The organism is Paraglaciecola mesophila KMM 241, from assembly GCF_000315015.1.
In the GTDB taxonomy this organism is placed as follows: domain Bacteria; phylum Pseudomonadota; class Gammaproteobacteria; order Enterobacterales; family Alteromonadaceae; genus Paraglaciecola; species Paraglaciecola mesophila.
Map to the genome: position 1 here is coordinate 63339 of NZ_BAEP01000070.1, position 26372 is coordinate 89710.

General features: G+C 44.1%; 26 protein-coding genes. 14 read left to right on the top strand and 12 right to left on the bottom strand.

The genetic code is table 11. The features are described 5' to 3' along the window. Positions 1 to 39 precede the first annotated feature (39 nt). From GMES_RS16690 to GMES_RS16720, 7 genes are all read left to right on the top strand, one after another. Entirely contained in the window at positions 40 to 549 is a 510-nt protein-coding gene (locus GMES_RS16690) for a FixH family protein (protein ID WP_006993930.1), read from the top strand. After that, positions 549 to 2924, top strand: a complete 2376-nt coding sequence (locus GMES_RS16695; RefSeq protein ID WP_006993931.1) for a heavy metal translocating P-type ATPase — start codon at positions 549 to 551, stop codon at positions 2922 to 2924. Before GMES_RS16690 ends, GMES_RS16695 begins: the two co-directional genes overlap by 1 nt. 17 nt (positions 2925 to 2941) lie before the next feature. After that, entirely contained in the window at positions 2942 to 3190 is a 249-nt protein-coding gene (gene ccoS, locus GMES_RS16700; protein ID WP_006993932.1) for a cbb3-type cytochrome oxidase assembly protein CcoS, read from the top strand. Then, positions 3177 to 3839, top strand: coding sequence for a sulfite exporter TauE/SafE family protein (locus GMES_RS16705; protein ID WP_006993933.1), 663 nt, complete (start codon positions 3177 to 3179; stop codon positions 3837 to 3839). Before ccoS ends, GMES_RS16705 begins: the two co-directional genes overlap by 14 nt. A gap of 162 nt (positions 3840 to 4001) precedes the next feature. After that, positions 4002 to 4937: a universal stress protein UspE gene (uspE, locus tag GMES_RS16710; protein ID WP_006993934.1), complete on the top strand. Its 936-nt coding sequence runs from the start codon at positions 4002 to 4004 to the stop codon at positions 4935 to 4937. 381 nt (positions 4938 to 5318) lie between these two features. Then, positions 5319 to 6275, top strand: a complete 957-nt coding sequence (ttcA, locus tag GMES_RS16715; protein ID WP_006993935.1) for a tRNA 2-thiocytidine(32) synthetase TtcA — start codon at positions 5319 to 5321, stop codon at positions 6273 to 6275. Between the two features lie 10 nt (positions 6276 to 6285). Next, positions 6286 to 7269, top strand: coding sequence for a patatin-like phospholipase family protein (locus tag GMES_RS16720; protein WP_006993936.1), 984 nt, complete (start codon positions 6286 to 6288; stop codon positions 7267 to 7269). A gap of 152 nt (positions 7270 to 7421) precedes the next feature. Here the strand turns inward: GMES_RS16720 and GMES_RS16725 are convergent, their stop codons facing one another. The 5 genes from GMES_RS16725 to cobB form a co-directional block, all read right to left on the bottom strand. After that, positions 7422 to 8090 (bottom strand): DUF2987 domain-containing protein, encoded by a 669-nt coding sequence (locus GMES_RS16725; RefSeq protein WP_006993937.1) that lies wholly within the window; start codon positions 8088 to 8090, stop codon positions 7422 to 7424. After that, positions 8087 to 8947: a glucosaminidase domain-containing protein gene (locus tag GMES_RS16730; protein WP_006993938.1), complete on the bottom strand. Its 861-nt coding sequence runs from the start codon at positions 8945 to 8947 to the stop codon at positions 8087 to 8089. The genes GMES_RS16725 and GMES_RS16730 overlap by 4 nt, the downstream gene beginning before the upstream one ends. Further along, positions 8940 to 9683, bottom strand: coding sequence for a hypothetical protein (locus GMES_RS16735; protein ID WP_006993939.1), 744 nt, complete (start codon positions 9681 to 9683; stop codon positions 8940 to 8942). The genes GMES_RS16730 and GMES_RS16735 overlap by 8 nt, the downstream gene beginning before the upstream one ends. Before the next feature lie 101 nt (positions 9684 to 9784). After that, entirely contained in the window at positions 9785 to 10420 is a 636-nt protein-coding gene (locus tag GMES_RS16740) for a LysE family translocator (RefSeq protein WP_006993940.1), read from the bottom strand. After that, the gene (gene cobB / locus GMES_RS16745; protein ID WP_153811085.1) at positions 10421 to 11173 is read right to left on the bottom strand and encodes a Sir2 family NAD+-dependent deacetylase; all 753 of its coding nucleotides are present in this window, start codon (positions 11171 to 11173) and stop codon (positions 10421 to 10423) included. A 229-nt stretch (positions 11174 to 11402) separates the two neighbouring features. Here cobB and GMES_RS16750 point away from each other — a divergent pair, with 229 nt between their 5' ends. The 7 genes from GMES_RS16750 (at position 11403) to GMES_RS16780 (ending at position 20325) form a co-directional block, all read left to right on the top strand. Continuing rightward, positions 11403 to 12221 carry a MurR/RpiR family transcriptional regulator gene (locus GMES_RS16750; protein WP_006993942.1) on the top strand — a complete coding sequence of 273 codons (819 nt, stop codon included), beginning with the start codon at positions 11403 to 11405 and terminating at the stop codon, positions 12219 to 12221. A gap of 144 nt (positions 12222 to 12365) precedes the next feature. Further along, positions 12366 to 13775: a class II fumarate hydratase gene (locus tag GMES_RS16755; protein ID WP_006993943.1), complete on the top strand. Its 1410-nt coding sequence runs from the start codon at positions 12366 to 12368 to the stop codon at positions 13773 to 13775. A gap of 362 nt (positions 13776 to 14137) precedes the next feature. Then, a complete protein-coding gene (locus GMES_RS16760; protein WP_006993944.1) occupies positions 14138 to 15343 on the top strand; it encodes an amidase in 1206 nt (401 codons plus the stop codon). Between the two features lie 2 nt (positions 15344 to 15345). Then, complete coding sequence (locus GMES_RS16765) at positions 15346 to 16932, top strand: gamma-glutamyltransferase family protein (RefSeq protein WP_006993945.1); 1587 nt, start codon at positions 15346 to 15348, stop codon at positions 16930 to 16932. A gap of 61 nt (positions 16933 to 16993) precedes the next feature. Then, positions 16994 to 17815, top strand: a complete 822-nt coding sequence (locus GMES_RS16770; RefSeq protein ID WP_006993946.1) for a sulfite exporter TauE/SafE family protein — start codon at positions 16994 to 16996, stop codon at positions 17813 to 17815. A gap of 96 nt (positions 17816 to 17911) precedes the next feature. Beyond that, positions 17912 to 19099, top strand: coding sequence for a (S)-ureidoglycine--glyoxylate transaminase (locus tag GMES_RS16775; protein ID WP_193362998.1), 1188 nt, complete (start codon positions 17912 to 17914; stop codon positions 19097 to 19099). Beyond that, a complete protein-coding gene (locus tag GMES_RS16780; protein WP_006993948.1) occupies positions 19099 to 20325 on the top strand; it encodes an allantoate amidohydrolase in 1227 nt (408 codons plus the stop codon). Before GMES_RS16775 ends, GMES_RS16780 begins: the two co-directional genes overlap by 1 nt. A gap of 60 nt (positions 20326 to 20385) precedes the next feature. Here GMES_RS16780 and GMES_RS16785 read toward each other — a convergent pair whose 3' ends face one another. The 7 genes from GMES_RS16785 to GMES_RS16815 all read right to left on the bottom strand — a co-directional run bounded on the left by GMES_RS16785 (position 20386) and on the right by GMES_RS16815 (position 26283). Next, positions 20386 to 20697 (bottom strand): cupin domain-containing protein, encoded by a 312-nt coding sequence (locus tag GMES_RS16785; protein ID WP_006993949.1) that lies wholly within the window; start codon positions 20695 to 20697, stop codon positions 20386 to 20388. A gap of 37 nt (positions 20698 to 20734) precedes the next feature. Continuing rightward, entirely contained in the window at positions 20735 to 21352 is a 618-nt protein-coding gene (locus GMES_RS16790; RefSeq protein ID WP_006993950.1) for a flavin reductase family protein, read from the bottom strand. A gap of 104 nt (positions 21353 to 21456) precedes the next feature. Then, positions 21457 to 22377 (bottom strand): glutaminase, encoded by a 921-nt coding sequence (locus GMES_RS16795; protein WP_006993951.1) that lies wholly within the window; start codon positions 22375 to 22377, stop codon positions 21457 to 21459. Between the two features lie 136 nt (positions 22378 to 22513). Continuing rightward, positions 22514 to 23068 (bottom strand): GNAT family N-acetyltransferase, encoded by a 555-nt coding sequence (locus tag GMES_RS16800; protein WP_006993952.1) that lies wholly within the window; start codon positions 23066 to 23068, stop codon positions 22514 to 22516. A 96-nt stretch (positions 23069 to 23164) separates the two neighbouring features. After that, positions 23165 to 24640 carry a molybdate ABC transporter ATP-binding protein ModF gene (gene modF, locus GMES_RS16805; protein ID WP_006993953.1) on the bottom strand — a complete coding sequence of 492 codons (1476 nt, stop codon included), beginning with the start codon at positions 24638 to 24640 and terminating at the stop codon, positions 23165 to 23167. Positions 24641 to 24712: 72 nt separating this feature from the next. Beyond that, on the bottom strand, positions 24713 to 25135 hold the full coding sequence (locus GMES_RS16810; protein WP_006993954.1) for a MarR family winged helix-turn-helix transcriptional regulator: 423 nt from the start codon (positions 25133 to 25135) through the stop codon (positions 24713 to 24715). A 386-nt stretch (positions 25136 to 25521) separates the two neighbouring features. Continuing rightward, positions 25522 to 26283 (bottom strand): glycosyltransferase family 2 protein, encoded by a 762-nt coding sequence (locus GMES_RS16815; RefSeq protein ID WP_006993955.1) that lies wholly within the window; start codon positions 26281 to 26283, stop codon positions 25522 to 25524. Between the last annotated feature and the right edge of the window lie 89 nt (positions 26284 to 26372).

Genomic DNA, 26372 nt, shown 5'->3' on the forward strand with positions numbered 1-26372 from the left:
GCGAGGCTTTTTTATATACATTATTTATTTAAGGTTGTTATGTCCCCTACTTCTGAGCCGTCCATTACAGATAAGAAAAAATGGTATAAACAGTTCTGGCCATGGTTTCTTATTACTATTCCAGTGTGCTCCATGATTTTAAGTTTCAATATGCTGCGCTTCGCGTTTGACGGACAAGACGCCATGGTAGTCGATGATTATTATAAGCAAGGCAAAGCAATCAATATTAGCCTTGAGAAAATTCAAGCCGCAAGAGCACTTAACATTCAAACCGAGCTTAACGTCACTGAAAAAGATGTCAGTTTACGTTTCATCAGCGGTGCTCCCCAAACCGGTGCAGCTTTGCGTTTAGCCTTTTATCACGTTACGCAGGCTCCTAAAGATCAAACTATTGATTTGTTTCGCGATGCTCAAGGCATTTATCGTGGTAGTGCTGAAAACGACTTGACCGGTAAATGGCAAGTAGCATTGCTGCCACACGACCAGGTGTGGAAGGTTCAACAAACACTTTCTTTTCCAAGTAACGACAGCATAGCTTTTAATCCCTAATGACTGACAGCGTATCTTGTTACCACTGCGGGCTACCTGCGGTGGATGGCGATAAATATAACGCCTCCATTTTAGGCCAAGAGCGACAAATGTGTTGCCCTGGATGCCAAGCCGTCGCTCAAGCCATCGTAGAGAATGGCTTGGACGATTATTACCGATTTCGTACCGAGCCTGGGGTAAAAGCCAGTGATAATATTCAAGACACGCTCGACCAATTATCCATATTCGACGAACAGAGTATTCAACAAGATTTTGTTGTTCATCAAGGTGATATCAGCGAAATTCAACTTAGCTTGAGTGGGATCAGCTGTGCGGCATGTGGTTGGTTAATTGAAAAGCAGTTATCAAAAGTCAGCGGCATTAAACAAGTCTCTGTTAACGTCACAGCGAACCGTGCATTAATCAGTTGGTATTCTGACGCATTAAGCTTAAGCCAGATCATGGCATCCATAGAACGCATTGGTTATCACCCTAGTCCCTTTCAACAAGAGCAGCATGAAGCCCTATTTCAACAGTCTCATAAAGCCCAATTGAAGCGTATCGGACTTGCGGGACTCATGACAATGCAAGTCATGATGCTTGCAATAGGCGTGTACTTTGATTTATTTGGCGATCTAGAGAGAGAGACAAGCTCATTTTTCAATTGGGTCAGCTTGGTGTTGAGCACGCCAGTGGTGTTTTACTCGGGCGCAGGGTTTTATCAAAGCGCCTTTAAAGCCCTTAGGGCCAAAAGTGTAAACATGGATGTACCCGTATCAATAGCGCTTCTCGCCACCTATTTTTCTGGCGTGTGGGCGACGGTATTCGAACAGGGCCAGGTGTATTTTGAGTCTGTTTGTATGTTTATCTTCCTGTTACTCGTGAGTCGTTTTATTGAGCATCAGGCGCGGCATAAAGCAGCACAAATTTCGGCGAATATGCTGCAATACATACCTCTCACTGCAAATTTGATGGTAGAAAATGAAATGCAGCCAACGCTTGCAAAATCACTACAGCTCGACGATATTATTTTAGTTAAGGCTGGCGAAACCGTGCCTATCGATGGCACTGTGCTAAGCGGGCATGCGCAAGTTGATGAATCACTGCTGACGGGGGAATTCTACCCGGTCAATAAAACTGTTGGCGATGCAGCTTACGGCGGCACCATCAACAAAAGCGGCACCTTGACCTTAAAAGTCACCTCACAATTTAAATATGCGCTGGTCAATCAGATTGCTCGTTTGCAAGAGCAAGCCATGGCCAATAAACCAAGAATTGCCACAATGGCAGACCAATTTTCCCAGTATTTTGTCGTCGCAGTGCTGTTTTTTGCATTTGGCAGTTTTATTTATTGGTGGTTACAAGGTAATCCAAATGCATTTTGGATTGCTATTTCTGTACTTATTGCTACCTGCCCCTGTGCACTTGGCCTAGCAACGCCCTCGGCATTGTCATTTGCGATGGCAAATTTGAACAAACAAGGGGTGCTGCTGAAGCGCTCCGATGTATTGGAACAACTGACGCAGGTTGATCACATTGTATTAGATAAAACCGGCACCTTAACCGAAGGCGAAGTGTCACTAGCGGCCATACATAATATCTCTTCATTCGATGACGAAACACTTCTTACGTACGCTCACAGTGTAGAGCAATATTCTGAGCATCCTATTGCTAAAGCGTTTGAAGCATATCCGGTTTTTTCTGGTGTGGAGGCGTTCTGCTTTACGTTGGGTGAAGGTGTGAGTGCTAAAGTTAATCACAAACACGTAGAAATAAGTGCAGCGCATAGCCGTGACCTGCCTAATGAGCCGGCATTAAAAAGCAGCAGTGTGCTCATGCATATCGACGGTGAGCTAGTATGCGGATTTGCGTTAAGCGACACATTAAGGCCAGATGTTCCAGATATGCTGTTGCGAATGAGCCGCAAGGACATCACGTTATTAAGCGGCGACAATCAAAAAAATGTAAGTCAAATCGCATCAGATATCGGCATTTCTAATTGGCTGGCTCAACAAACACCACAAGATAAACTAGCTTACGTTCAAAAATTACAAGCAAACGAGCATAGCGTGTTGATGATTGGGGACGGTATAAACGATGCTCCAGTATTGGCCCAAGCTGATGTGGCTGTCACCTTAGGTGCCGGAGCTGATTTAGCAAAATCATCGGCAGATATTATTTTGCTTAAAAATGCGTTAGGTAAGCTGCCCGATGTATTCATTGTGGCCCAGCGCTGCAAACAAAAAATCAGACAAAATATGGCATGGGCCTTAGGGTACAATATGCTGGTACTGCCCTTAGCAATGAGCGGAGTTCTAACGCCTTGGATGGCAGTCATTGGTATGTCCCTTAGTTCCATTATTGTTGTGGTTAATTCCGTGCGGTTACTTAAATAAACACCTAAGGCTTCATCATGAGTATCATTTATATCCTAATCCCGCTTGCTATTATCATTGTCGCTCTGGCCATCGGGATTTTTTTCTGGGCAGTCAAAAGTAACCAGTTTGAAGATTTAGAGCGCCATGGCTACAGCATACTTTTTGACGATGATATAAAACCTGAGTCAACGAAAAATCCCCAGACGAGCCAACCACAGGACGCCACTGAGCAAAAGAGCCACTCCCAAGGCAAAGAAAACCAGAGTGGCAATGAACAGCCTTAGTATTGCTTCAGCCTTTTTAATCGGATTAGCTGGCAGTGTGCATTGCTTTGGTATGTGCGGTGGCGTTGTCAGCGCGTTCAGCTTTGCTGTGCCAAAAGGCGCAAAACAGTGGCCTTATGTTCTAACTTACAATATTGGGCGTATCGCTAGTTATACCGCTTTAGGGGCTCTGACAGGTTATTTAGGCAGTATTGTTGAGCGAGCTGAAATATTAAAAGCCATACCACTGCTACACACTATAAGTGCCTTATTTCTTATTGCCATGGCCTGTTATGTGGGAAACTGGTGGCGCGGTTTGCATTATGTAGAAAGGGTTGGTGCAAAACTTTGGGTTCATATTCGTCCACTTTCCAAATCATTATTGCCCTTTAAAAACCCGCTCTATGCTTTGCCCTATGGCATTATTTGGGGTTGGCTTCCCTGCGGTTTAGTCTACTCGACACTGACTTGGAGTCTAGCCAGTGGTAACTCTATCAATGGCGCCTTAGTCATGCTGTTCTTCGGTTTGGGTACCTTACCGGCTTTGGTGATTATGGCGGCGGGCGTAGAATCCATTAAACAGGTTTTAGCTGCCCCTAAAACCCGTCAAGTGGTGGCAATGTGCTTGCTGGTATTCGGGCTATATATGCTTTGGCAAGCTTATGCCTAAACCGTTAACGCCGATAGCCGTTCACGTTTTCCATTGTTGTTTCTAACCAACACTTCACCTTTAATTAAAATAACTTGCGTTAAATCAGTAAAATAGTAACTTAAATGGCAATTATAACGTTACTCTCATACACTCAAAGTGTCACATCAGCGACGGAGAATAATGATGAAATATCAAAAAATACTCGCAGTTATCGATCCTGAAGACGAAGAGCAAAAATCGCTTTTGCGTGCCATCGAAATCGCACAAATAACCCACGCCAAAATCACTGCGTTTTTACCCATTTATGACTTGTCATACGAAATGACCACCATGTTGTCCACTGACGAGCGTGAAAATATGCGTTTCGCTGTGATTGAAGACAAGAGCGCTTGGCTCGCTGAAATGGTAGCGCCGATTGAGAAACAACACGGCGTTAAAATTGATTTAAACGTAGAGTGGCATAATCGTGCGTGGGAAAGCATCATTTGCCGTGTTATCAAGCATGACTACGACCTGATTGTGAAAGGCACGCAACTCAATGACACCCTTAAAGCAGTTATTTTCACCCCCACAGATTGGCACATTATGCGAAAAAGCCCTGTGCCGGTTTTATTGGTTAAAGATCATGATTGGCCCACGGGGGGCAAAGTACTAGCGGCTGTTAGCGTAGGTGTTGAAGATGACGACCACACTGCCCTCAACGACTGCGTAACCCGAACCGCCAAAGCGTTTGCAGGATTACTCTCAGCAGAAGTACATTTAGTTAATGCCTATCCCGGCACGCCAGTTAATATTGCCATCGAAATTCCTGAGTTTGACCCACAAGTCTACAGTGACTCAGTAAAAGACCACCATCAAGGTGCCATGACGCGACACGCGCAAAAGCACGATATCCCTGAAGCATGCAGTCATATCGAAGAAGGTTTACCAGAGGACGTTATCCCTGCCCTTGCTGAAAAAATTGATGCTGAGCTTGTGATCCTTGGCACTGTTGGCCGTCAAGGTATTTCAGGGGTATTGATCGGTAATACCGCGGAGCATGTCATTGATAAACTAAATTGTGACGTACTGGCCATCAAGCCTGACGGCTACGAGTCCCCAGTGGACTGCTCTTGAAAAGAGTAATGAGCAATAGTCCACTTTCATAGACCGCCGCGAGGGTGGCTTAGCATTACAATGTAATAAGTAGACTGTTTGTGCTTAAGGTAAAGCGTGCTTTGCCCAGACAACTAGCAATTACTGCCTGGTGCCCCTCCGGCTAAAATGGTCAATCTACGTTTCGCTCAGATAAAATGAAACTAAGATTTTCGATATCTACCAAAGCGATGTAACCTCTTCAGAAAAAGTGCTCATCTGGCATAGCACTCTTAATACAGTGACTCGAGGATACAGTAAGTACCTTTGTACTGTGGCAAGCGAATGTCGCTTAAATTAAATCAATAACTTCGCTATAATCCTCTGGTATTTTCTTTTTATTATCCAACAGTTGCCTAATTCATGAACCATGTTTCTAGTACCAAACCTGACACCGCACCAAGTGAGCGCCTCAACCCATCACATAATGATGCGACAGACCAAAACAACAAGCGCCTAAAAAAACTCACAACAAAACTTCGTCGTAAAACCGGTCAAGCCATCGCTGACTTTAATATGATTGAAGAAGGCGACAAAGTCATGGTGTGTTTATCGGGGGGGAAAGACAGTTACACCATGCTCGACATGTTGTTACATATGCAAAAGGCTGCACCGATTAGCTTTTCGATTATTGCTGTAAACCTAGATCAGAAACAACCTGGCTTTCCCGAGCACATTTTACCCAATTACCTTAAGAATTTAGGCGTAGATTTCGCCATTATTGAAGAAGATACATACTCAATCGTTGTAGATAAGGTGCCTGAAGGAAAAACGACATGCTCGCTTTGCTCGCGTTTACGTCGCGGAATTTTGTATTCCAACGCGATTAAAATGGGCGTCACAAAAATCGCTTTGGGTCACCACCGGGATGATATGCTCGAAACATTATTCTTAAACATGTTTCATAATGGACGTTTAAAGTCTATGCCACCCAAGTTAACCAGTGATGATGGCCGTAATGTGGTGATCCGCCCTCTTGCCTACTGCGCTGAACAAGATATTGCGGATTATTCAAATTTGACAGGCTTTCCTATCATCCCCTGTAACCTATGTGGCTCTCAGGAAAACTTGCAACGTAAGCAGGTCAAATTAATGTTAGAGCAATGGAATACTCAATTTCCTGGTCGTATCGAGACCATGTTCAAAGCACTGCAGAATGTCGTGCCGTCACATTTAGCAGACCCTAGTGCGTTTAATTTCAATGATCTTAATCACAACAACAGCGCAAGCATTGAAGGCGATACCGCGTTTGATCCCCTTGAACTAACGCCCGTCACAAAAGTGGATACCTTAGCAGTCCCCATTACACGAATAGATTAGGAGCCATACATTGAAGATAGGAATTGCCCTTGGTAGTGGAGCCGCTCGTGGTTGGGCACACATAGGTGTAATCCAAGCACTTGAAGAGCTAGGAATAAAAATTGATGTGGTTGCCGGTTGCTCAATTGGTGCTTACGTTGGTGCAGCCTATTCATCGAATAAATTAGACCCACTGGAAGAGTGGGTTCGCAGTTTAACCGAATGGCAAGTGTTTGCTTTAATGGGTGTCGGCTTGTACCGCGGAGGTTTAGTTAGCGGCTTGAAAGTTTTCAAAGCATTGCAAGATAACTTCAGTGAAGAAACGTTTGAAGAGCTATGTAAACCGTTTGCTTGCGTGGCAACAGATTTATACAGCGGCCGAGAAATCAATTTTTTAACTGGCTCAGTGGTTGATGCTGTGCGCGCATCTTGTGCTATTCCAGGCTTATTCCCCCCTACTACCTTTAACGACCGCTGGCTAGTCGACGGTGGTGTAGTTAACCCCGTCCCCGTAAACTTATGTCGTCATTTAGGTGCAGATATTGTTTTTGCCGTTAACCTCAGTGCTGATTTTCGACCGCAAACCATGGATAACAACGAAAAAGAACGTGAGCGCAACCAACAAAAAATCTCAGACATGTTCAGTAAAAGTCAAAACCCACTGTCAAAATGGTTCAAAAGCGATAAGAAAGGCAAAGACAGCAAAGAAATTGATGAAGATGGCAAACCTGATGATCAAGATGATGTGGAGCTGCACAGTGAAACAGCTCGACCCCGTGCGGCTAAAAATCATCCCCCCAGCATGATAGGTGTGATGGCAGGCTCTTTAGACATATTACAAGCACGTGTCACTCGTTCACGTTTAGCCGGTAATCCCCCTGACATTCTGATAGAGCCCCAACTACGTGATTTTGGCATGATGGAGTTTTACCGGGCCGGAGAACTGATTGAAGAAGGTCGAAACAGTGTAAAGCGTATTGCTGACCAAATTCGCTATCAATTACGTTTAGACTAGTTCAGCAACCACACCACTAATGAGCCGTTTTCAGTAGTCTCGACTGAATACTTTGGTATACTGTTTTGCTCCACGACATCAGAGATAATCCGCTTATAAGGCTGGCATCTTCACTAGCCTTAATAAAACAGATGTTTAATATAGAATCCAGCTTACTTAACGGTCTTGGCGGTTATGCGTAACGGTAACACCGGTAATTCCAAGCCATGTTTTTCACTCAGCCAGTCCTTAGAAAGGTGCAAGCTGCCATTATGGATTACAGCACCGCCCGCAAGCGTTTTGTTGAGTGAAAGGTCAGAGAAGTGCACGACTAGCCCATCGACAGAGGGCATCAGAAACGACAGAAAACTGCCCATGTCATCAAAGAAAGTTTGGTATTGAGTGAACAAGATTGCTAATTCATCTGCAGTATATTGTTTTTTTAACCACTCTGGCTTGGTTTCAAGCTGCACTGACATATCACATTGATTCGCAGGCTCAGACAACGTTAACGCCACTTGGGCTTTAGCCATATTCAAGGCTTTCTCGCTGGGTACAGTAAAGCGTTGTTCGTTTGTAACCGTTAGTGGAATATCCTGCTTTTGAGTGTGAATATACGCCTGAGTAATATGACAAAGCGCCTTACTTTGCACGTGCTTAAAGCCAAACGCAAATTGTAAAGCACTGGTATCATTGTCATCCAACTTACGCACATGACTATAAAAACTGCTGTACTCAACATTTAACGTAGGCGTTTTGGCGGTTGATGATTGCTCGGGACTATGTTGCGCTACTGCGAAGCAGCTTGGTATTACCCAAGCGGCTAATAACCACTTTTTCATAAATTCATGTGCTCTTTATTGACTCTCATCATGCTTAATAATTCATCGATATAATCTTGCCCGCGCTCTGAATAGCTTTGCAAGCCATGCACTAAAGCGTTAGCGGTAATTGGCTTATCTTGGGCGCGAAGGTCAGCGCGAATATCCCGTAGTTCCTTATAAGCATAATGGCGATTTAAGTTTCTGATATAGGTTTTAACTGCGTGGGAAAGATCCTTAAATTTAGCCACTTCGTGCACAGTACCTTCGTTTCTGCGCCTAGGAACAAAACCACAACCTTCTTTAAAACACCACAAACCAAAGAAGTTATAACCCTTTCTGGCAAAGCGAGACGTGCCCCACCCTGATTCGTTAGCCGCTTGAATGAGCACCAACTCAGGCGGGATCATATCCACCCGGTGCAGCAGCACTGCCGTCGCTTGAAGATCTGTTAAGCCCTTGTCAATCTTGTACTCGCGGCGCATATTTTTCAGCAATTTAACGGTAAAGGGGCTTAAGTTATGATGCGCTTCAAGTTGTTGGGCGATGCTTTTAACCGCCCGGCGCTTGATCAATGTTACCGTATTTTGATGTTGTATTTCAGGTAATAAATAGGCGAAAAATGCACGCTTCTTCTCAATGACATCATCATAATTTTTGAAGTTCGGGATCTTTTTGGCCTCAAGTGAATGAGGAGACGCCTTAGACTGCCGGCCAATATCATCAATTAAAATACGCATCTCATCGTCACTGAGTTGCAGTGCGGTATCAGGTAATTGGCTTTTAAAGTAATCGTCGGCAATATACATAATGGCGAACAAGCCACATGCGACTGCAAAATATCGAAGCTTTTGATACGTTTTATTGATGTTATGCATAAAAAATTGAGTCTTTATTGTCTGTTTGATTAGAAGGTTGACCACTGACTTCAACACCAAACAAAGTACGGTACAACACACCTTTAGTATGAAGGTACCAAGGTACAATCCAAATAAGTGCAATACCAAATGTAAACAGGCCTGCAATAAAGAGGACAAAAGAAACGATATAAAACTGGCTTAAAGGCAACCAATAGCGATTAAACACGCGCATTGATGCCAATATGGCTTGGCTAGGTCGGTATTTCTTCTCAACTAAAAGAACTAAGGTAAATCCAGTAGACATAGCTAGATATATCCCAGGCAAAATATATAAACCCAATCCTAAATTAACTAATGCACCTAGCATCAAAGCACAGAAAATCAACATAGCCGATCCAGCCATTCGCTTTACCAAGCTCATAAAGGCCACTTGTAGACCAACGCTATGGCCAATCCCCATCATCATTAGCGCAGTGATAAGCGGCGTGGTAATGAGTGTAAAAAGCAAGTTTAGGCCGAAACTCAGTGACACTGATGGGGACTGTAATTCTTCAATGCTAACGAATCGACCTATCAGCATCAGCAGTAATAGAATCATGCCAAAGGTGAACAGCGCCCCTTGCAAAATACGATAAAAGTGCCGTTTTGACAGTAACCAGCCTTCTTTGACGCACGCATTGAGGTCAAGCTGCGTATCGCCAGACAACGATTGATTGATGTCACCGCCCAGTGTGTTTTTATTGTTTTGTTCCACCAAATTACCTTTTGCTCTTACGACCTAATGATTTTATCTGAAATGCAGAAATGTTGCGAAAATAAACGCGTTAACGACGAACGCTAACGCGCTCATCAAGCTCACGTCATGACTAATTTTGCTGCCAGCAGCAAAAGTACTCCCCCCATGACGCGGTCAAACCAATGGCTATATTGGCGAATAAAGGCTCGGACCTTTCGCGTGCTAAGTAAATATGACAAGAAGCAAAACCATACGCCTGTTGCTACAGCAAGATATAATCCATAAACCAGTTTGATACTGCTTGGAGTTTCGGCTGATACGGCAACGGCAAATACCGATAAAAAGAACAAGGTTGCCTTAGGATTCAATCCGTTCGTTAAAAAGCCCACAGCAAATGCTTTTTTGTCACTAATGCTGATTTGTATCCCGTTTGTTGACACCGGGGCTGTGGTATCTGGCGCCTTACTTTTAAGTGCGCCTATCGCGATATACACTAGATAAGCCGCCGCCAAATAACTAAATATGGTGTATACCAAGGGGTTCGTTTTAAGCAGCAGGCCAATACCCAGTAAAGAATAAGTCACATGCAAGAGTATCGCGGCGCCGACACCCACACTGGTGATCATCGCGATGCGCCGACCATAAGTGATGCTATGCTTGAGCACAATTGCGAAGTCTGGGCCTGGGCTTGCCACTGCCAACAAGTGTACCCCGGCGATGGTTAAGAACTCGCCCCAATAAAGACTCAACTCCATTTAATTACCCTTAATATAATGTTTTATGTAGTTAGGTACCACATCACTGGCTAAACCGTAGTAAGTCTCTAAGAAATCATTATTCCCCTGACTTGGCTCTAAGTTAAGCTCAACAGTATGTGCTCCATACTCATTCGCTATTTGTACTAAACCTGCTGCAGGATACACATTGCCTGACGTACCGATGGATATAAACACGTCAGCTTCTTGCACTGAACGCTCTATCTCCTGCATATAAAAGGGCATTTCACCAAACCAGACAATATCCGGCCTAATTTTTTGGCTTGGTGTGCAGCATTCACATCGGCTGTCGCCATCAAACTGGTTTTTCATCGAAAAGCGGCGTTGACTATGGCAGCAGCGAGCAGATAGTAACTCACCGTGCATGTGCAATACATTTTTACTCCCTGCCCGCTCATGCAAGTCATCAACGTTCTGGGTTATCACCAATACTTGACCATGTAACACAGATTCTAATTGAGCAAGTGCAATATGTGCTGCATTGGGCTTTACAGCGTCACTTTGCAATTGCGCTCTGCGCTGGTTGTAAAATCGATAGACCAACTCAGGGTTTCGAGCAAAGGCTTCCGGCGTTGCAACATCATGTACTGAATGCTCTTCCCACAATCCATTATTATCGCGAAACGTCTTTAAACCTGATTCCGCTGAAATGCCTGCACCTGTTAAAATAACGATTTTTGGCCAACCCTCAGCTGTCACCGTAGGACTATATTGAGATCCTCTTTCAAACACTAGGAACGCTCTCTGTTAAGTGTATCTGGATTAATGCAATGGTCTATTTTAACCTTAAGGCTTTCCAAGCGCTATGTTCGCGTAATTAGCGTAGCTGCGTATTATCGACTTGACGATCGACTTGCAGTCAAATACACCCAAATATGCGCAACCAACTGGAGCAGTGGTTCCTTTATAACAACAAATTGGTATAAGCTATACAGCCACTTATCATGATGAACACGACATTTTGGCAAAAATACCCTTCATTGAGCGCATCGAGCAGCAGTATCAAAGCCTCTCTCCAAATGCCCGATTAATTGCTGATCATTTACAGCATACTCCGTTAGATGTTGTTAGTTGTTCTGTGGCGCAAATCGCCGAAAAGACACAAACGTCTAAAGCCACGGTAAGCCGTTTTTTTCGCCAATTAGGCTATGACTCACATCATGACGCCAAACAAGAGCTGAACACGTTTCGCGCCAATGGTTACCCCATGTACATGGAGTCTGATCAAGGGGGAGCCCTTAATCGTGAGATCCAGCGCATAGAGCAGACGTGGAGCAATCTAGATCAGGCTCAATTAAATGACCTTATTCAATCTATCTGCCAAGCGTCACGAATTACCCTCATTGGGTTTCGCAATAGCTACCCAGTCGCACTGCATTTTAGGCAGCAATTGCTGCAAATCCGTAGCAAAGTACGCTTATTACCCCAACCAGGGCAAACTCTAAGCGAAGAATTACGAGATATTAGCGAAGACGAACTGGTTATTCTGGTTGGGTTTCGCCGCCGACCTAAAATATTTAAACCGTTACTGGATAAAATTCAACATCACAACGTAGCCTTATTAGCCGACCCATCGGGGCAAATTTATGCCGATCAAGTGAAGCAGTTGATTATCTGTCAACTAGGGCAAGAGCAAGCCTTAGATAGCTATGCAGCGCCCATGAGTGTGATATCAATTATCTGCAATCAAGTTTTCACCCTGCTTGATAAAACCGCTGATCGCCGCATCAGTGAAATATCTACTTTGTATGAAGAATTAGACGAACTAGAAAAGCGCTAAAGACTGTGTGATTGGCTGCTTGTGAGCGTAGCATCTAGTCTCACAATGGAGTAAATAAGCAGTTGGTCCCTTGAAAACCATCTATTCACACCAAGCTCTATTGTAGTTAATATTTATTCCCCTACAGTACTGTAAGGAACACCTATGCAAAGCCCACTTGACAAGAACGCCAATTCATCTCCAGATCATCTATCTTCGCAGAGTCCATTATCGAAGGCCACGCCTTGCGACTCTGCAGCACCCGAAACGCTATACAAAGAGCAAACGGCCCTCGCGTTAGATAATTTCAAAATTAGCGGCACGCCTATGCCAAGTGAGTTTATCCATGCCTTAGCCTTACTAAAAGCAAGCGCAGCAAATGCCAATGCTGAAGTAGCTGGTTTAGACAGTGAAATAGCCATCGACATACAGCGCGCTGCTATGGAAGTCGCACAAGGCGATCACGATAACGCGTTTATGGTGGATGTGTATCAAACAGGATCTGGCACCAGCACCAATATGAATGCCAACGAAGTTATTGCGACCTTAGCCGAACGAAAACTTGGTAGGCAAGTACACCCTAACGATCACGTTAATATGGGGCAAAGTTCAAACGATGTTATTCCTAGCGCTATTCATTTAAGTGCAACATTAGCCCTAAGCCAGCACTTAATACCGGCGTTGCAAAGTTTAAAGTCAGCCATTGATGCCAAAAGTATTTTGTATCGAGATACGGTGAAAACCGGGCGCACCCATTTAATGGATGCTATGCCGATTACGCTGGGCCAGGAATTGAGTGGTTGGAGCAAGCAAATTCAACAATCGATTAGCCGTTTAATTGAAGTATTACCGCGCATTTCCACTCTGGCATTAGGAGGCACTGCAGTCGGCACGGGGATCAATACCCACCCAGATTTTGCCGCTACTGCGTGTCGCCATTTAAATCAATTAACCGGACTGCGTTTTATGCCAGCGGATAATTATTTTGCTGCCATTAGCAGTCAAGACACAGCGGTTGAAGTAAGTGGACATCTCAATACGCTGGCAGTAAGTCTGATGAAAATATGCAACGACCTTAGGTGGATGAACAGTGGTCCACTGACTGGGCTCGGGGAAATAGCGCTAGATAAACTGCAAGCCGGAAGTAGCATTATGCCTGGGAAAGTGAACCCCGTGATCCCTGAAGCTTTAGCTATGGTGTGCGCACAAGTCATGGGGTATCACCAAAGCATTACGATTGCTGGCCAGTCGGGTAATTTCCAACTAAATACCATGCTACCTCTTGTTGGGTACAACTTGTTAACCAGCATTTCTATATTAAGTAACGGCATTAACGCCCTCACCCATAAAGCGATTGTCACTATGAGGGCTAACAGTGATCGTATGGCCGAATCAATTAGCATGAACCCTATATTAGTTACAGCATTAAACAGTAGAGTCGGTTATGAAAAAGGCGCATTGATTGCCAAAGCGGCATATGAGGAAAAGCGCCGAGTCATTGATATTGCCACACAGATGACAGACATTCCTCGTGAGGAACTAGAAAAATTACTCGACCCTAAATCGATGACTTAATCAACGTACTGACGCAACAGCTCAGATTTAACGAGGCCTTTTTCGTGTGGCGCGATGCACTGCACGGCAGCGGTTGCGCCGTGTTTTCATCGCTGTGAGTAGATCGCTTTCATTACGAGCAGCCCAAACGCACTATGATCCCTATACATAACATAACAAACGATGATTCACGCCTATTTGGTTTCAAGGCTTGTGGCTCACATATGAAGCACTTCATTACTCTTTAGCCGCTGATTTGTCGCGGTTATTTTCTATGCAACAGGTAATGATTCCGATATAGTAAATATTAGACATGTTTCTCTTGACTATTTGATGAAACATTTGTTTCATATAGGACCATTTGGTCAACTTTCTAAGTTTATATGAGTAACGCTGCAACGCATTTTATCAGTAAGACACCATACGTATTACGACTAAACCAAGAACTAGACCAAGACAAGCAAAGCAGCGACTCATCCCTTAACGGTGTGTCATTAGCGGTTAAAGACTTATTTCATATTAAGGGAATACCCACCACCGCGGGGAATCCTGATTGGTTAGCGAGTCACCCAACACCGGAGCAAACGTCACCTGCAGTTGACGCACTTTTACACGCCGGTGCATCTTTAGTCGGTAAAACCATCACCGACGAATTGGCGTATAGCTTAAATGGCCAGAATATTCATTACGGAACACCATTTAATATATCCGCACCAGAACGACTGCCCGGTGGCTCATCAAGTGGATCGGCAGTCGCAGTGCGCGAAGGCAGCGCACAAGTAGGTCTGGGCACGGATACCGGTGGCTCTATACGGGTACCGGCTAGCTATAACGGTTTGTTTGGTTTGCGCCCAACGCACGGGCGCATCAGTTGTGAGCATATGGTCAGCCTTGCACCGAGTTTTGATACTGTGGGTTGGATAACCCGGGATTTATCGACCTTAGACAAGGTCGCGCAGGTATTGCTTAACAAGGACGACGAACAAACACCTTACCCAGTGAAAGACGCAAAAATCGGCTTCGCTGAAGAGTTAGCCGCCCAATGTGAGTACTCTGACGCACTGAGTAGTGCGTACAACAAAATGGTTAAGCGCCAATGCATTCTATCCTCCGGTTTATCTTCGGATTTATTGATACAAGCCAGCGGAACCTTTCGTATCTTGCAAGGCTATGAAATCTGGCAAACTCATGGACAGTGGATAACAAAGCAAAAACCTACCTTTGCTCCTGATATACAAGAGCGATTCGAATGGTGTGCCACTATCACCGAAAAGCAGCAGCAAAATGCAAAGAAAAAACAAAAAGAATTTATTTCCCACATCCATTATCTGTTTAGCCAATGCGATGTGATATTTTTACCAACAACGCCCGGCGCCGCACCACTGATAAATACGCCGAGTGAACAATTAGCAACCTATCGGAATAAGCTGATGAACCTTACCTGTATTGCAGGTCTATGTGGTTTACCTCAGTTACATATTCCGCTAGCCATTAACCCCCATGCGCCTATGGGATTTTCATTAATTGGCCAAAAAAATCATGACAAACAATTAATCGAAATCGCACGCATGCTTTTAGAGAATGAATAATAATGAGTAACACATCAAAACCTGTCGCATTTACAGCGCCACATTACGCAGCGAGTCAAGTAGGGCAAAACGTCTTGCAACATGGTGGTACCGCCATAGAAGCCATGGTCGCTGCTGCCGCGTCTATTTCAGTGGTCTATCCACACATGAACAGCATGGGCGGTGACGGTTTTTGGTTAATCAGTGAGCCTGGAAAAGCCCCTATAGCGATAGATGCCAGCGGTACGGCGTGTAAGAACGCTACCCTTAGTTATTACGCCGGACAAACTGCTATCCCTTCAAGAGGTCCTAAAGCCGCATTGTCCATGGCAGGTGCTGTTGCAGGTTGGCATAAAGCATTGGAGATCAGTAAAACATGGCAAACACCTCTCCCCTTAAGTGAACTACTCGCCCCTGCGATAGGCCAAGCTGAATGGGGTATCGAAGTAACACAAAGTTTGCAAGATGCCAGTGAAAAAACCTTCGAGGACTTATCAATCATTCCTCACTTTGAACAATTTTTGATCAAAGGTAAGAGTTTGAAAAAAGGTAAGATCCTAAAACTGCCAACCATAGCAAAAACCTTAAATAAATTAGCAGAAAATGGATTGCAGGATTTTTACCAAGGCGAGATAGCTCAGGCGTTAGCAGCCGATTTGCACGCAGCCGGCTCCCCTATCACCCTTGAAGATATTAACGCTTATGAAGCAAAAATCGTTGAGCCGCTCTCGGTAACCACGTCCGTAGGCACCTTATACAACTTACCGGCCCCCACTCAAGGCGTTGCTTCGTTATTAATATTGGCCTTATTCGATAAAGTACAACACATGGCCACCACAGAAGCTGAATTTGTGCATTTGTTAGTGGAGTGCACAAAGCAAGCCTTTATCAAGCGCAATCAATTCGTCGGTGATGTCAGTCGCTTGAGCGTCGATTTGCAAAGCCTGCTATCGCCAGAATCACTAGATAGTATGCGGGCTGACATCAGCCTTGAACATGCCTTACCTTGGCCACATCAAGCGAAACCCGGAGACACAATATGGATGGGCGCGTGTGATGGTGAAGGCCGAATGGTCAGTTACATCCAAAGTATTTATTGGGAATTCGGTAGCGGTGTTGTCTCGCCGCAAACGGGCATTGTGTGGAATAACCGCGGCACATCATTCTCGTTAACCCCTGATAGCTTGCAAGAACTGGCCCCAGGCATGAAACCATTTCATACCTTAAACCCTGCCTTTGCTGAGCTAAAAGACGGCCGACGTTTAAGCTATGGCACCATGGGCGGCGAAGGCCAACCACAAACACAAGCCGCCTTGTTCGCGCGCTATATTTATCAGCAAAAGTCATTGCCTGACTCTATCCGCTTAGGCCGCTGGTTACTAGGTAGAACCTGGGGGGATGAGAGTCACAATTTGAAAATTGAGCAAGACTTAGCCGAGATCGTTCAAAGCGAACTGACAGCAAAAGGTCATGATATTGCGCTGGTTGATTCATGTAATGAGTTAATGGGTCACGCTGGCGCGGTTGTTAAACGACCTGACAATACCGTAACAGCCGCCACCGACCCACGCAGTGACGGAAATGCATTTGCAGCACACACCTTAGATTAATAGCGCTTTGCGCATAACTGAAAACATACTTTACAACTTTATAGAGACGAATAATAAAATGATGGAATTAGTGTTGAACAACCTGCCGACAATTGCCGCATTGATCGGCACAGGTATTTTTGCAGGTTTACTGGCAGGATTGCTTGGCGTGGGCGGCGGAATAGTGATCGTACCCGTGTTGTTTTTCTTGTTCCAGTCCTTCGGTGTCAGCCCAGAAAGTGCTATGTATATTGCAACAGGCACCTCCTTAGCAACCATTATTCCGACCTCTATCAGTTCGATTCGCTCACATCGCAAAAAAGGCAATGTAGATGCAGACTTGCTTAAGCAATGGGGGCTATTGATTTTGGTTGGAGTACTGATCGGCAGTTGGCTTGTGACCAAAGTAGATGGCCGATACCTAACAACGTTATTCGGGATCGTAGCGACCCTATCAGCACTTAACATGTTGTTCAGAACAGGAAAATCAGCTCTGGCGGAGAGTTTGCCTGGCCGAATGGGACAATCTGTTATTGCCGGTTGTATTGGTTTTTTCAGCTCCATGGTGGGCATCGGCGGCGGCACGTTGTCCGTGCCGATTTTAACCGCCTTTAACTACCCTGCTCACAAGGCTGTAGGCACAGCTGCGGCGATTGGCCTGATAATCTCGTTTCCTGCTGCGCTTTACTTACTGATTTTCGGGCAAACGCCGCAAGATGCACCACTTGGCACTTTTGGTTACATCAACCTTGTTGGCTTTGCTTGCATTGTGCCATTAACCGTTATTTGTGCCCCTATCGGTGCAGGTATCGCGTCTAAACTCGATGCCAATATGTTGAAAAAAATATTCGCCGTGGTGTTGCTCATCACTGGCACACGTATGCTTGCACAGTTATTTATATAACGATGTGAGCGTACCCCGTTTTTAGTTTTATCTTTTAATGTTTACCTTGGAGCGCAACGCATAGTGAAACACCTTACTCCCCCTCCTCGCCTGCTAATGGGCCCTGGACCAATAAACTGTTATCCCCGGGTGTTGAGCGCCATGTCTACGCAACTGATAGGTCAGTACGACCCAGTTATGACCGGTTATATGAACGAAGTCATGAGTTTATATCGAGACGTGTTTATGACTAAAAATCAGGCAACGCTATTGATTGACGGTACCTCCAGAGCTGGAATTGAAGCGGTTTTGGTGTCGTGTATCGAACCAGGAGATAAAGTACTGGTACCCATCTTTGGCCGTTTCGGGCATTTGCTAAAAGAAATTGCCGAAAGAGCAGGCGCAGATGTGCACTGCATTGAAGCCACATGGGGCGAAATATTCGAGCCTGAGCAAATTGAAGAAGCGATCAAGCGCGTTCAGCCTAAAGTCCTTGCTTTAGTGCAAGGTGACACCTCTACTACCATGTTGCAGCCGCTAGAGCACATAGGTGAAATTTGCCGTCGTCATGATGTTATTTTCTATTCGGACGCCACGGCGTCCATTGGTGGAAACTCCTTCGAAACCGATAAATGGCAATTAGATGCAGTGTCCGTTGGTTTACAAAAATGTTTAGGGGGCCCTAGCGGAAGTGCGCCTATTACACTAAGCGAACGCTACGTTGACTTAGTCCGCGGGCGACAACACGTTGAGGCAGGCATAAAAGCCGATCATCACAATGCGGGCAATGGCAGCCGCATTCGTTCGAATTACTTTGATATTCCCATGATACTTGATTACTGGGGAGAAGAGCGCTTGAACCATCACACCGAAGCAACATCTATGCTTTATTGTGCCCGCGAATGCGCGATTAATTTGTTAGAAGAAGGCGTTGAAGCCTCCATCGCCCGTCATGAATTACATGGCAAAGCCATGCTGGCCGGTATTCAAGGAATGAACCTAGCACCTTTTGGTGACTTACGTCACAAAATGAACAACGTGGTCGGGGTATATATTCCACAGGGTGTTGATGGTGAACAAATTCGTCATCAATTACTCCACGATTTTAACATTGAAATCGGCACCAGCTTTGGACCGCTACACGGTAAAATTTGGCGTATTGGCACTATGGGTTATAACGCACGTCAGGATACGGTATTGCATACATTGCAATCCCTTGAAACCTTGCTTCGCAGAGCGGGCCATAAACTGCAGGCCGGGCAAGCCATTGATAGCGCGTTTTCTGTGTACAGCGGGAAAGGTTAATGACCACATTAGCCCCCTACGCTATTCAAACATACGAGCGCTGTGATGTGCTCGCCCATATTAGTCAAGATCCCGATTGTATTGACCGGCAGTACCTAACGCCCGAGCATTTACAGGCTAACCGCCAAGTGGCTTTATGGATGGAACAAGCAGGCATGGAAACCTGGCAAGATGCAGCCGCTAATCAATGGGGTCGTTATCCAAGTAATCATCCTGACGCCAAAACGTTAGTCATTGGTAGCCATTTAGATACCGTGCCCAATAGCGGAAAATACGATGGGATCTTAGGTGTATTGGCGCCATTAAGCTTAATTCATTACCTACACGATCATCATATCAAATTGCCTTTTCATCTAGAGTTAGTGGGGTTTGGTGACGAAGAGGGCACACGATTTGGAGCAACCTTGTTAGGTAGCTGTGCGGTGGCCGGTACTTGGCAAGAAAAATGGAACGATTTGACTGATGAAAATGGAGTGTCTTTGACCCAAGCATTTCTCGATGCTGGGCTTGACATTGCCGAAGTGCACAACGCTTCCCGCAGCCACTCCAATGTCAGCGACTTTTTCGAATTCCATATCGAACAGGGACCAGTGCTAGAAGACAACGATTTAGCCGTTGGAGTGGTCAATGGTATTGCCGGAGCAAAACGTTTTTCTGTTACACTAAAAGGCTTAGCAGGACACGCGGGAACAGTCCCCATGCCCATGCGCCAAGATGCACTTGCTGCAGCCAGTGAAATGATTTTAGCCATTGAGCGTTTGGCCACAGAAAAAGGCATAGTAGCCACTGTGGGGCATTTAAAGTGTTTATCGGGTGCGGTTAACGTGATATCCGGTGCGACCACTTTTAGTTTAGACATACGTAGTATTGATGACGCACTAAGGGATGAAACCTTAAAACTCATCATTGATGAATTAAACCTAATCGCACAGAAAAGACGTGTAAAAATGGATATCGCGCCAACGCACCAAGCGCCGGCGGTAAAATGCGACGAGCATTTGCAGCAACAGTTGTTGAATGCGTGTAAATCCAGTGAAGTTCTGCCTTTTACGCTCGCATCAGGTGCGGGGCATGACACCATGGCCATGGCTGATATATGCCCCGTTGCTATGCTGTTTATGCGCTGCGAAAAAGGATTAAGTCATCATCCTGGCGAAGCGATAGAGGTTCCAGATATAGAAGTTGCATTGAAAGTCATGTTTGCATTCTTACAAAATTATGCATAACTAAGTTGCCCGAGTCATCACCTTGACTTGGGCTTAGCTTTGCATTTTATTCCAGTAATCTTAAATACTACCTTCCGTTTCCACCACTAAAATACGTGCTTCTCCCACAGGGCTGGCGACGTGCTCGGTTCCTTCATTGGCATAAAAAATATCACCTTGATTGAGCAAACTGGTGTGCACCACGCCGTCCTTCATATATTGCATTTCAACCATGCCATCGAGTACGGCAAATACTTCCTCACCTTCATTAACATGCCAGCGATAGGGTTCGTTTGCCCAGTGCAGCTTAGTGGTTATCCCATTCATGTTAGCTATTTTCATTGATCCCCAAGGAAGTGATGCGGTAAATTTTTTACTTCTGATAATTTCCATATATTCCTCTATATCAATTATTTCATTAGCTTCTTTATTATGGCCTAGATAAGGTAAATTTCTGTGCGGGATCGATTTTAAAATAATCCCCGGCTCCACCGCCTCGTAATACAGGCTTCGCTAATGCTGTGTTATAAACCCCATCAACAATGAATGCTGTATCAATATGTACGCCTACTACTTCACCCATTACCATCCATGTATCGACCAATTTCCCATCGGCACCAGTCAACTGAATAATTTGGCTTTTTCGGCACTCTAAAACAGACGGACTCGCTGCGACGTGAGGTACATCAATCACATTTGATTCACCTAATTCCAAACCAGCGAAGTCAAATTCACTTTCATGGCTTGGCAAGGTTGCACTGGTCTGATTCATCGCTTGAGCAAGCGATTCCGTCACTAAGCTCCAGCAGAACTCGCCAGTTTGCTCGATATTTTTAACGGTGTCTTTATAACCGATACTGGCAAAACCAATGATAGGTGGATGATAGTTGAACGCATTAAAAAAGCTGTAAGGAGCGAGGTTCAATTCCCCCGAAGATGCTTTAGTAGAAATCCACCCAATAGGACGCGGCGCAACAATCGCATTAAACGGATCATGTTTTAATGCGTGCCCTTGATGAGGCTGATAAAAATGACGATGAATTGACATGCAGGTTTCCTAACTAAGCACAATAAAAAAGCAGGTTATAGCTAGAGTGCTACCTAAAGCCGTATCTCCTTATTTTATATACTATTTTTAGAAAAGGTAGTGTCTTAGTGTCCGAAAATGGACCAACCAGTTTCTTGTACCAGCATTTCCAGCGCTTCAGTGCCTAATTTACTGTTACCAATCTTGTCTAACCCAGGGGACCACACAGCAATAGATGCTTTGCCAGGGGCAATGGCCAAAATACCACCACCTACTCCACTTTTACCTGGTAAACCTACTCGATAAGCAAACTCCCCTGACCCATCGTAATGACCACACATCAACATTAATGAATTAATCCGCCTGGCACGATGTTCAGGCACAACACGCATGCCCGTGCAATGATTAGTGCCGTTTGACACTAAAAACATGCCAGCTCTGGCTAATTGTTCTGTGGTCATGGATATCGAACAGTGATGAAAATAGGTGCCAAGAACCTTATCTACTGGGTTTTCTAAGCGCTCAAAAGACGCCATAAAATGCGCTAGAGAGGCATTTCTGCTGCCCGTCATCATTTCTGATTGAGCGACCTTCTCATCAATTGAGATACTGTCATCATTTGCCACAAAACGCACAAAATTCAGGATCTCAGCGAGGGTCTCTTTAGGTTCGTTGTGGCCCATAATAGCATCAGCGACCGCTATGGCCCCGGCGTTAATAAACGGGTTTCGCGGGATCCCGCCTTCGTGCTCAAGCTGAACAATTGAGTTGAATGGGTCACCAGAAGGCTCTCTTCCTACACGTGCCCATAAAGCGTCACCTAACTTGCCTAATGCCATCGTCAAGGTAAACACTTTGGATATACTTTGAATAGAAAATAAAGTCTGTGCACAACCAGCACTGAACACCTCACCTTCTTGCGTGACTACAGTCAGTGCGAATTGGTTGGGATCAACACAGGCTAGTTGCGGTATATAATTAGCGACTTTTCCGCGATCGGTGCGAGTACGCATCTCATGGTAAATGCTATCAACAATGTTTTGCATTTATTGCCCTTTTTATTTTGCTTTTTGTCGCGCCATTATGGGTTTTTTACATACCAATAAGCAGTAGTTTTCAAATGCGCTTTAGAATAGTTTATGTTTCACTAGGTAAAGTAACCCCATAACGATGGGCAGTACCTCAACGGTGAGACAAGTCACAGCATTGCATCGAGACTTTTTTATGTGTTTTGACATTAATCTCTTCATCAGCCGTTAATATCGCCGTGCAATTCTTATTTAGAGGTAACCATTGAAAACCCACTTCGTTGAAACCTAAACGTTGATGAAATTTGGCTGATGGCAGATTTGGTGGTATCACATTATATTCGCACACGACATGGTTAACGTTTTGCTCTTGAGCCCATGAAAATAGATCTCGATATAATAGCTGCCCTAGTTGCTTCCCTTGATATTCTGCATCAAGCACAATGCGATCGATGTACATATAGCTAGGATAATGCACTTTGAACCATGCATAATTCTCATTTATGTAACGGCTCTTAGGCCCCATGGCGAGTAAAAACCCAGCAATGATATCGCCAACCATAATGACTCGGTGGTAGGCAGATATGGCATCTAGGCGCGCTAAGTCCATAATGCTCATAGTGCTGGTGTGAGCTACTTCAGCAAGGTTAAGTTCGACAATTCGCTCAAAATCTTGTTCGCCGACATCTCTGATCTCAATATTGCTCATTTTACTTTATCTCTTTTATTCATTAGCGCTTTATCCAGCGATTTGGTTGAGCCTTGCGTTCAGGCATTTTCCAAGCTATTAGGTTCAGATATTGAGTTACACATCACTGTCGGCATAACGAACTTCACAGTCAGGAGAATCGCCATCCAGTAAAATGTGGTTGGTAATACCACCAATCACATCATCACTGTGATGATTGACGTAAATAACCGAAGTACTTGTAGTCTTAGCGATAGTTTCAATGACCGAGAGAATACGTTGACGATTAATTTCGTCAAGGCCATTACACGGCTCATCTAAAATCAACAAAGGTGGGTGTTTGACCATAGCCCGTATAATGAGGGCTAACCGTTGATCGCCAAATGATAATTGCTGAAAAGGCGTGGCTTCGTGATCAGCTAAGCCAATTACATCTAACCATTGTTGCGCTAACTGTATTTGTTTTTTCGTCGGCTGTTGATACAAACCGATACTGTCATAAAACCCAGAAAGCACCACATGCAGTAAGCTGCAATTTACCCGATATGAAAGGTGAAACGCATTGGAAAGAAACCCTATATGTTTCTTAATATCCCAGATACTTTCACCGCTTCCTCGTTTAAAACCGAACACTAAAATATCGTTTACATAGCATTGGGGATGGTCCCCCGAAATAAGCTGCAAAAGGCAGGTTTTACCCGAGCCATTAGGGCCACTTAATTGCCAATGTTGCCCCAATTTTATCTGCCAAGACAAATCTTCGATTATAGCTCCTTGTGGATAATTGATGGCCACTTTATTAAGAGAGATTATTGTATCTCCTGGCATGAAATAGTTACGCGTAACACTACTATCCGCTTCAGGCAGCATAAAACAAGACTGCTGAAGGGTCAGTAAGCGCGATAAATCCCCAACGGCGGATGTATCTTTTGCTGTAATAGTCGATTGTAGTTTACCCTGGGAAACCAGTCCATAATGAGAGACAAATTGAGGAATTTCCGACCAACGGTTGAGAACAAAGACCATGGTAATATCTACGGCAAGCTCATCCAGTAACTGACGTAACCTGAGCTGCATATCAGCGTCTAAACCATCAAAGGGTTCATCCAAAATAAGCAAATCTGGTTTGGCCATTAGTGCTTTAATCAGCAATAGCTTTCGCGTTTCTCCGGTCGACAGCGCCACGAAATCTCTTGATAACAGCGCGCTAAAATTAAACAGTTCAATCAGCCTAAGGCACAAAGGTGACTGCAAGCCATTACATTCACTGTCATCACCGGCACACAATAGTTCATGTACCTTGGTAGGAATCGCTATGACATCTAAAATATCAGCAGAGTCTTTTTCACGTTCTTGTTCAATCAACGCTTGTTGGCTTTCATAGGAAACAAGCTCGATACGTTTGAAATCTGAGGTTAGTGTTCCGTCATGCAGCTCCCCGTAGCCTGCAAGCAGTGCTGCTAAGGCGGACTTTCCCGCACCGTTATGGCCTACGAGCACCCAATGTTGACCTTTTTCAATGGACCAATTGATTTCGTGCAACCTAAACGTCGATGGAAACTCGGCGCTAACGTTCAATAAACTGATACTCATGTACGTCCTTTCTCTAATCCCATTTTCATTCAGTGTATCTTTGCAAAAACTGTCGAACAGATGCGCTTTTGCTTAAGAGAGTTTTTTCAACACGTCTAATACGGTTGATAGCTGCTTAGGGCTTATATCCTTTACCACTTCATCAAATGTATTTTTACAACTGAGAAATGCGTACTTGTATATGTCGCGCCCTGTGAACGTTAGTTTAACCAAGCTGACCCGTGCATCTCGATTGTTTTTTTCTTTTTCAACGAGATGGATCTTCTCCATGGGTATCAATAGGCGTGTCACCCCAGAGGCGGTGAGGTTGACAGCATCAGCAAGCTCGGTGCGACTCATCACTTGATTCTGAGCATAATGTAAATGATGCAGCACCATAAACTCACTCAAACTAATGCCGTGTACACCAAGTGCACGGTCTGCTTTTTTAGATAATTTCCCAACCGTTGCCGACAATGAGAAGAGTAACGCTAAAGACGAAGGAAGTTGTTCCATGTCGTTTTCTCCGATTAAAAAGTACTCGTCGCGTACCATTAGATGAGCATTTTATATCAAAGATAGATGCATGACAACTGCTTGACCAATCAAGCATATATCAACCGATAATCAACAATAAAAGAAGCATCCATTTAGAGGCTTATTCTAGAGATGCTCTCTTACTTCAATAGGAATAGGAGATTTAGAGACAGTAAGTGCTTGCTATTAAAATAATATAGAAAATTTTTGTAAGGAGATGAATTTGAACAACAGTAAATGATTAAGTAAATATTGCTTTCTATTAAGTAGAAACGATTTGCAATAGGTGAAAGGTCTTTTGAAACGCGGCAGATTTTGCCATGCCCTATTAATCGATGTTGCTAGAGCTGTGTTGCTGTATTGTCTTAAATATTAGTTAGATTTTTAAACTTTAGAAAATTGTATTTGTTGAATGTATATTGCATTTGAATCTTAGCTATTAAATATCCATGGTAACCGTCCAAGAATCCTAACTGAATTATATAATGACGTATGAAAGCAAAAAGTGAGTGAGAAATAATAGAAAACACACTCACCTTCTTACCCTGCTCATACTTACCTTTTGCCCATGCTTTAGCATATCTATTCCGTTTATCTATATATTCTTCTAGCGAGTCAAAAGTGTAATGATAAAGTTTACCCTCGATATTCACTTTCTCTGCGGATTTGCAACACACAGTTTCATGAACAAGCTTGTCATTGAAATCATAATGTTTTTTGTTGAATAAGCGTACAATACGGCTTGGATACCACCCACTGTGATAGATGAATTTTCCACAAAAATGCGTCAAACGATTGATGCGATAAACTTTTTTATTATCTAGTGAATCTAAGTGCGATAACAACTCAGCTTTTAATTCTTCGCTCACTACCTCATCTGAATCGAGGGACAAAATCCAATCATTAGTGGCTTTTCTCACTGCTAATTTTTTTTGGTATCCAAATCCTTGCCAATCAGTGTTAACAAATATCTTATCAGTATACTCTGACACAATATCGATTGTTTTATCTGTACTACCAGAATCAACGATTACAATTTCATCTGCCCACTTTACTGACTCAAGACAGCGCTTTATAATTCGCTCTTCGTTTTTGCAAATAATAACCACAGATAATTTATTTTTCATTTATACGTACACTTGATAGATAGGAATAACACGAAAATCGATTGTATAACAGTCGCTTAACTGTTGTATAGAATGGAATTTGAAATTTA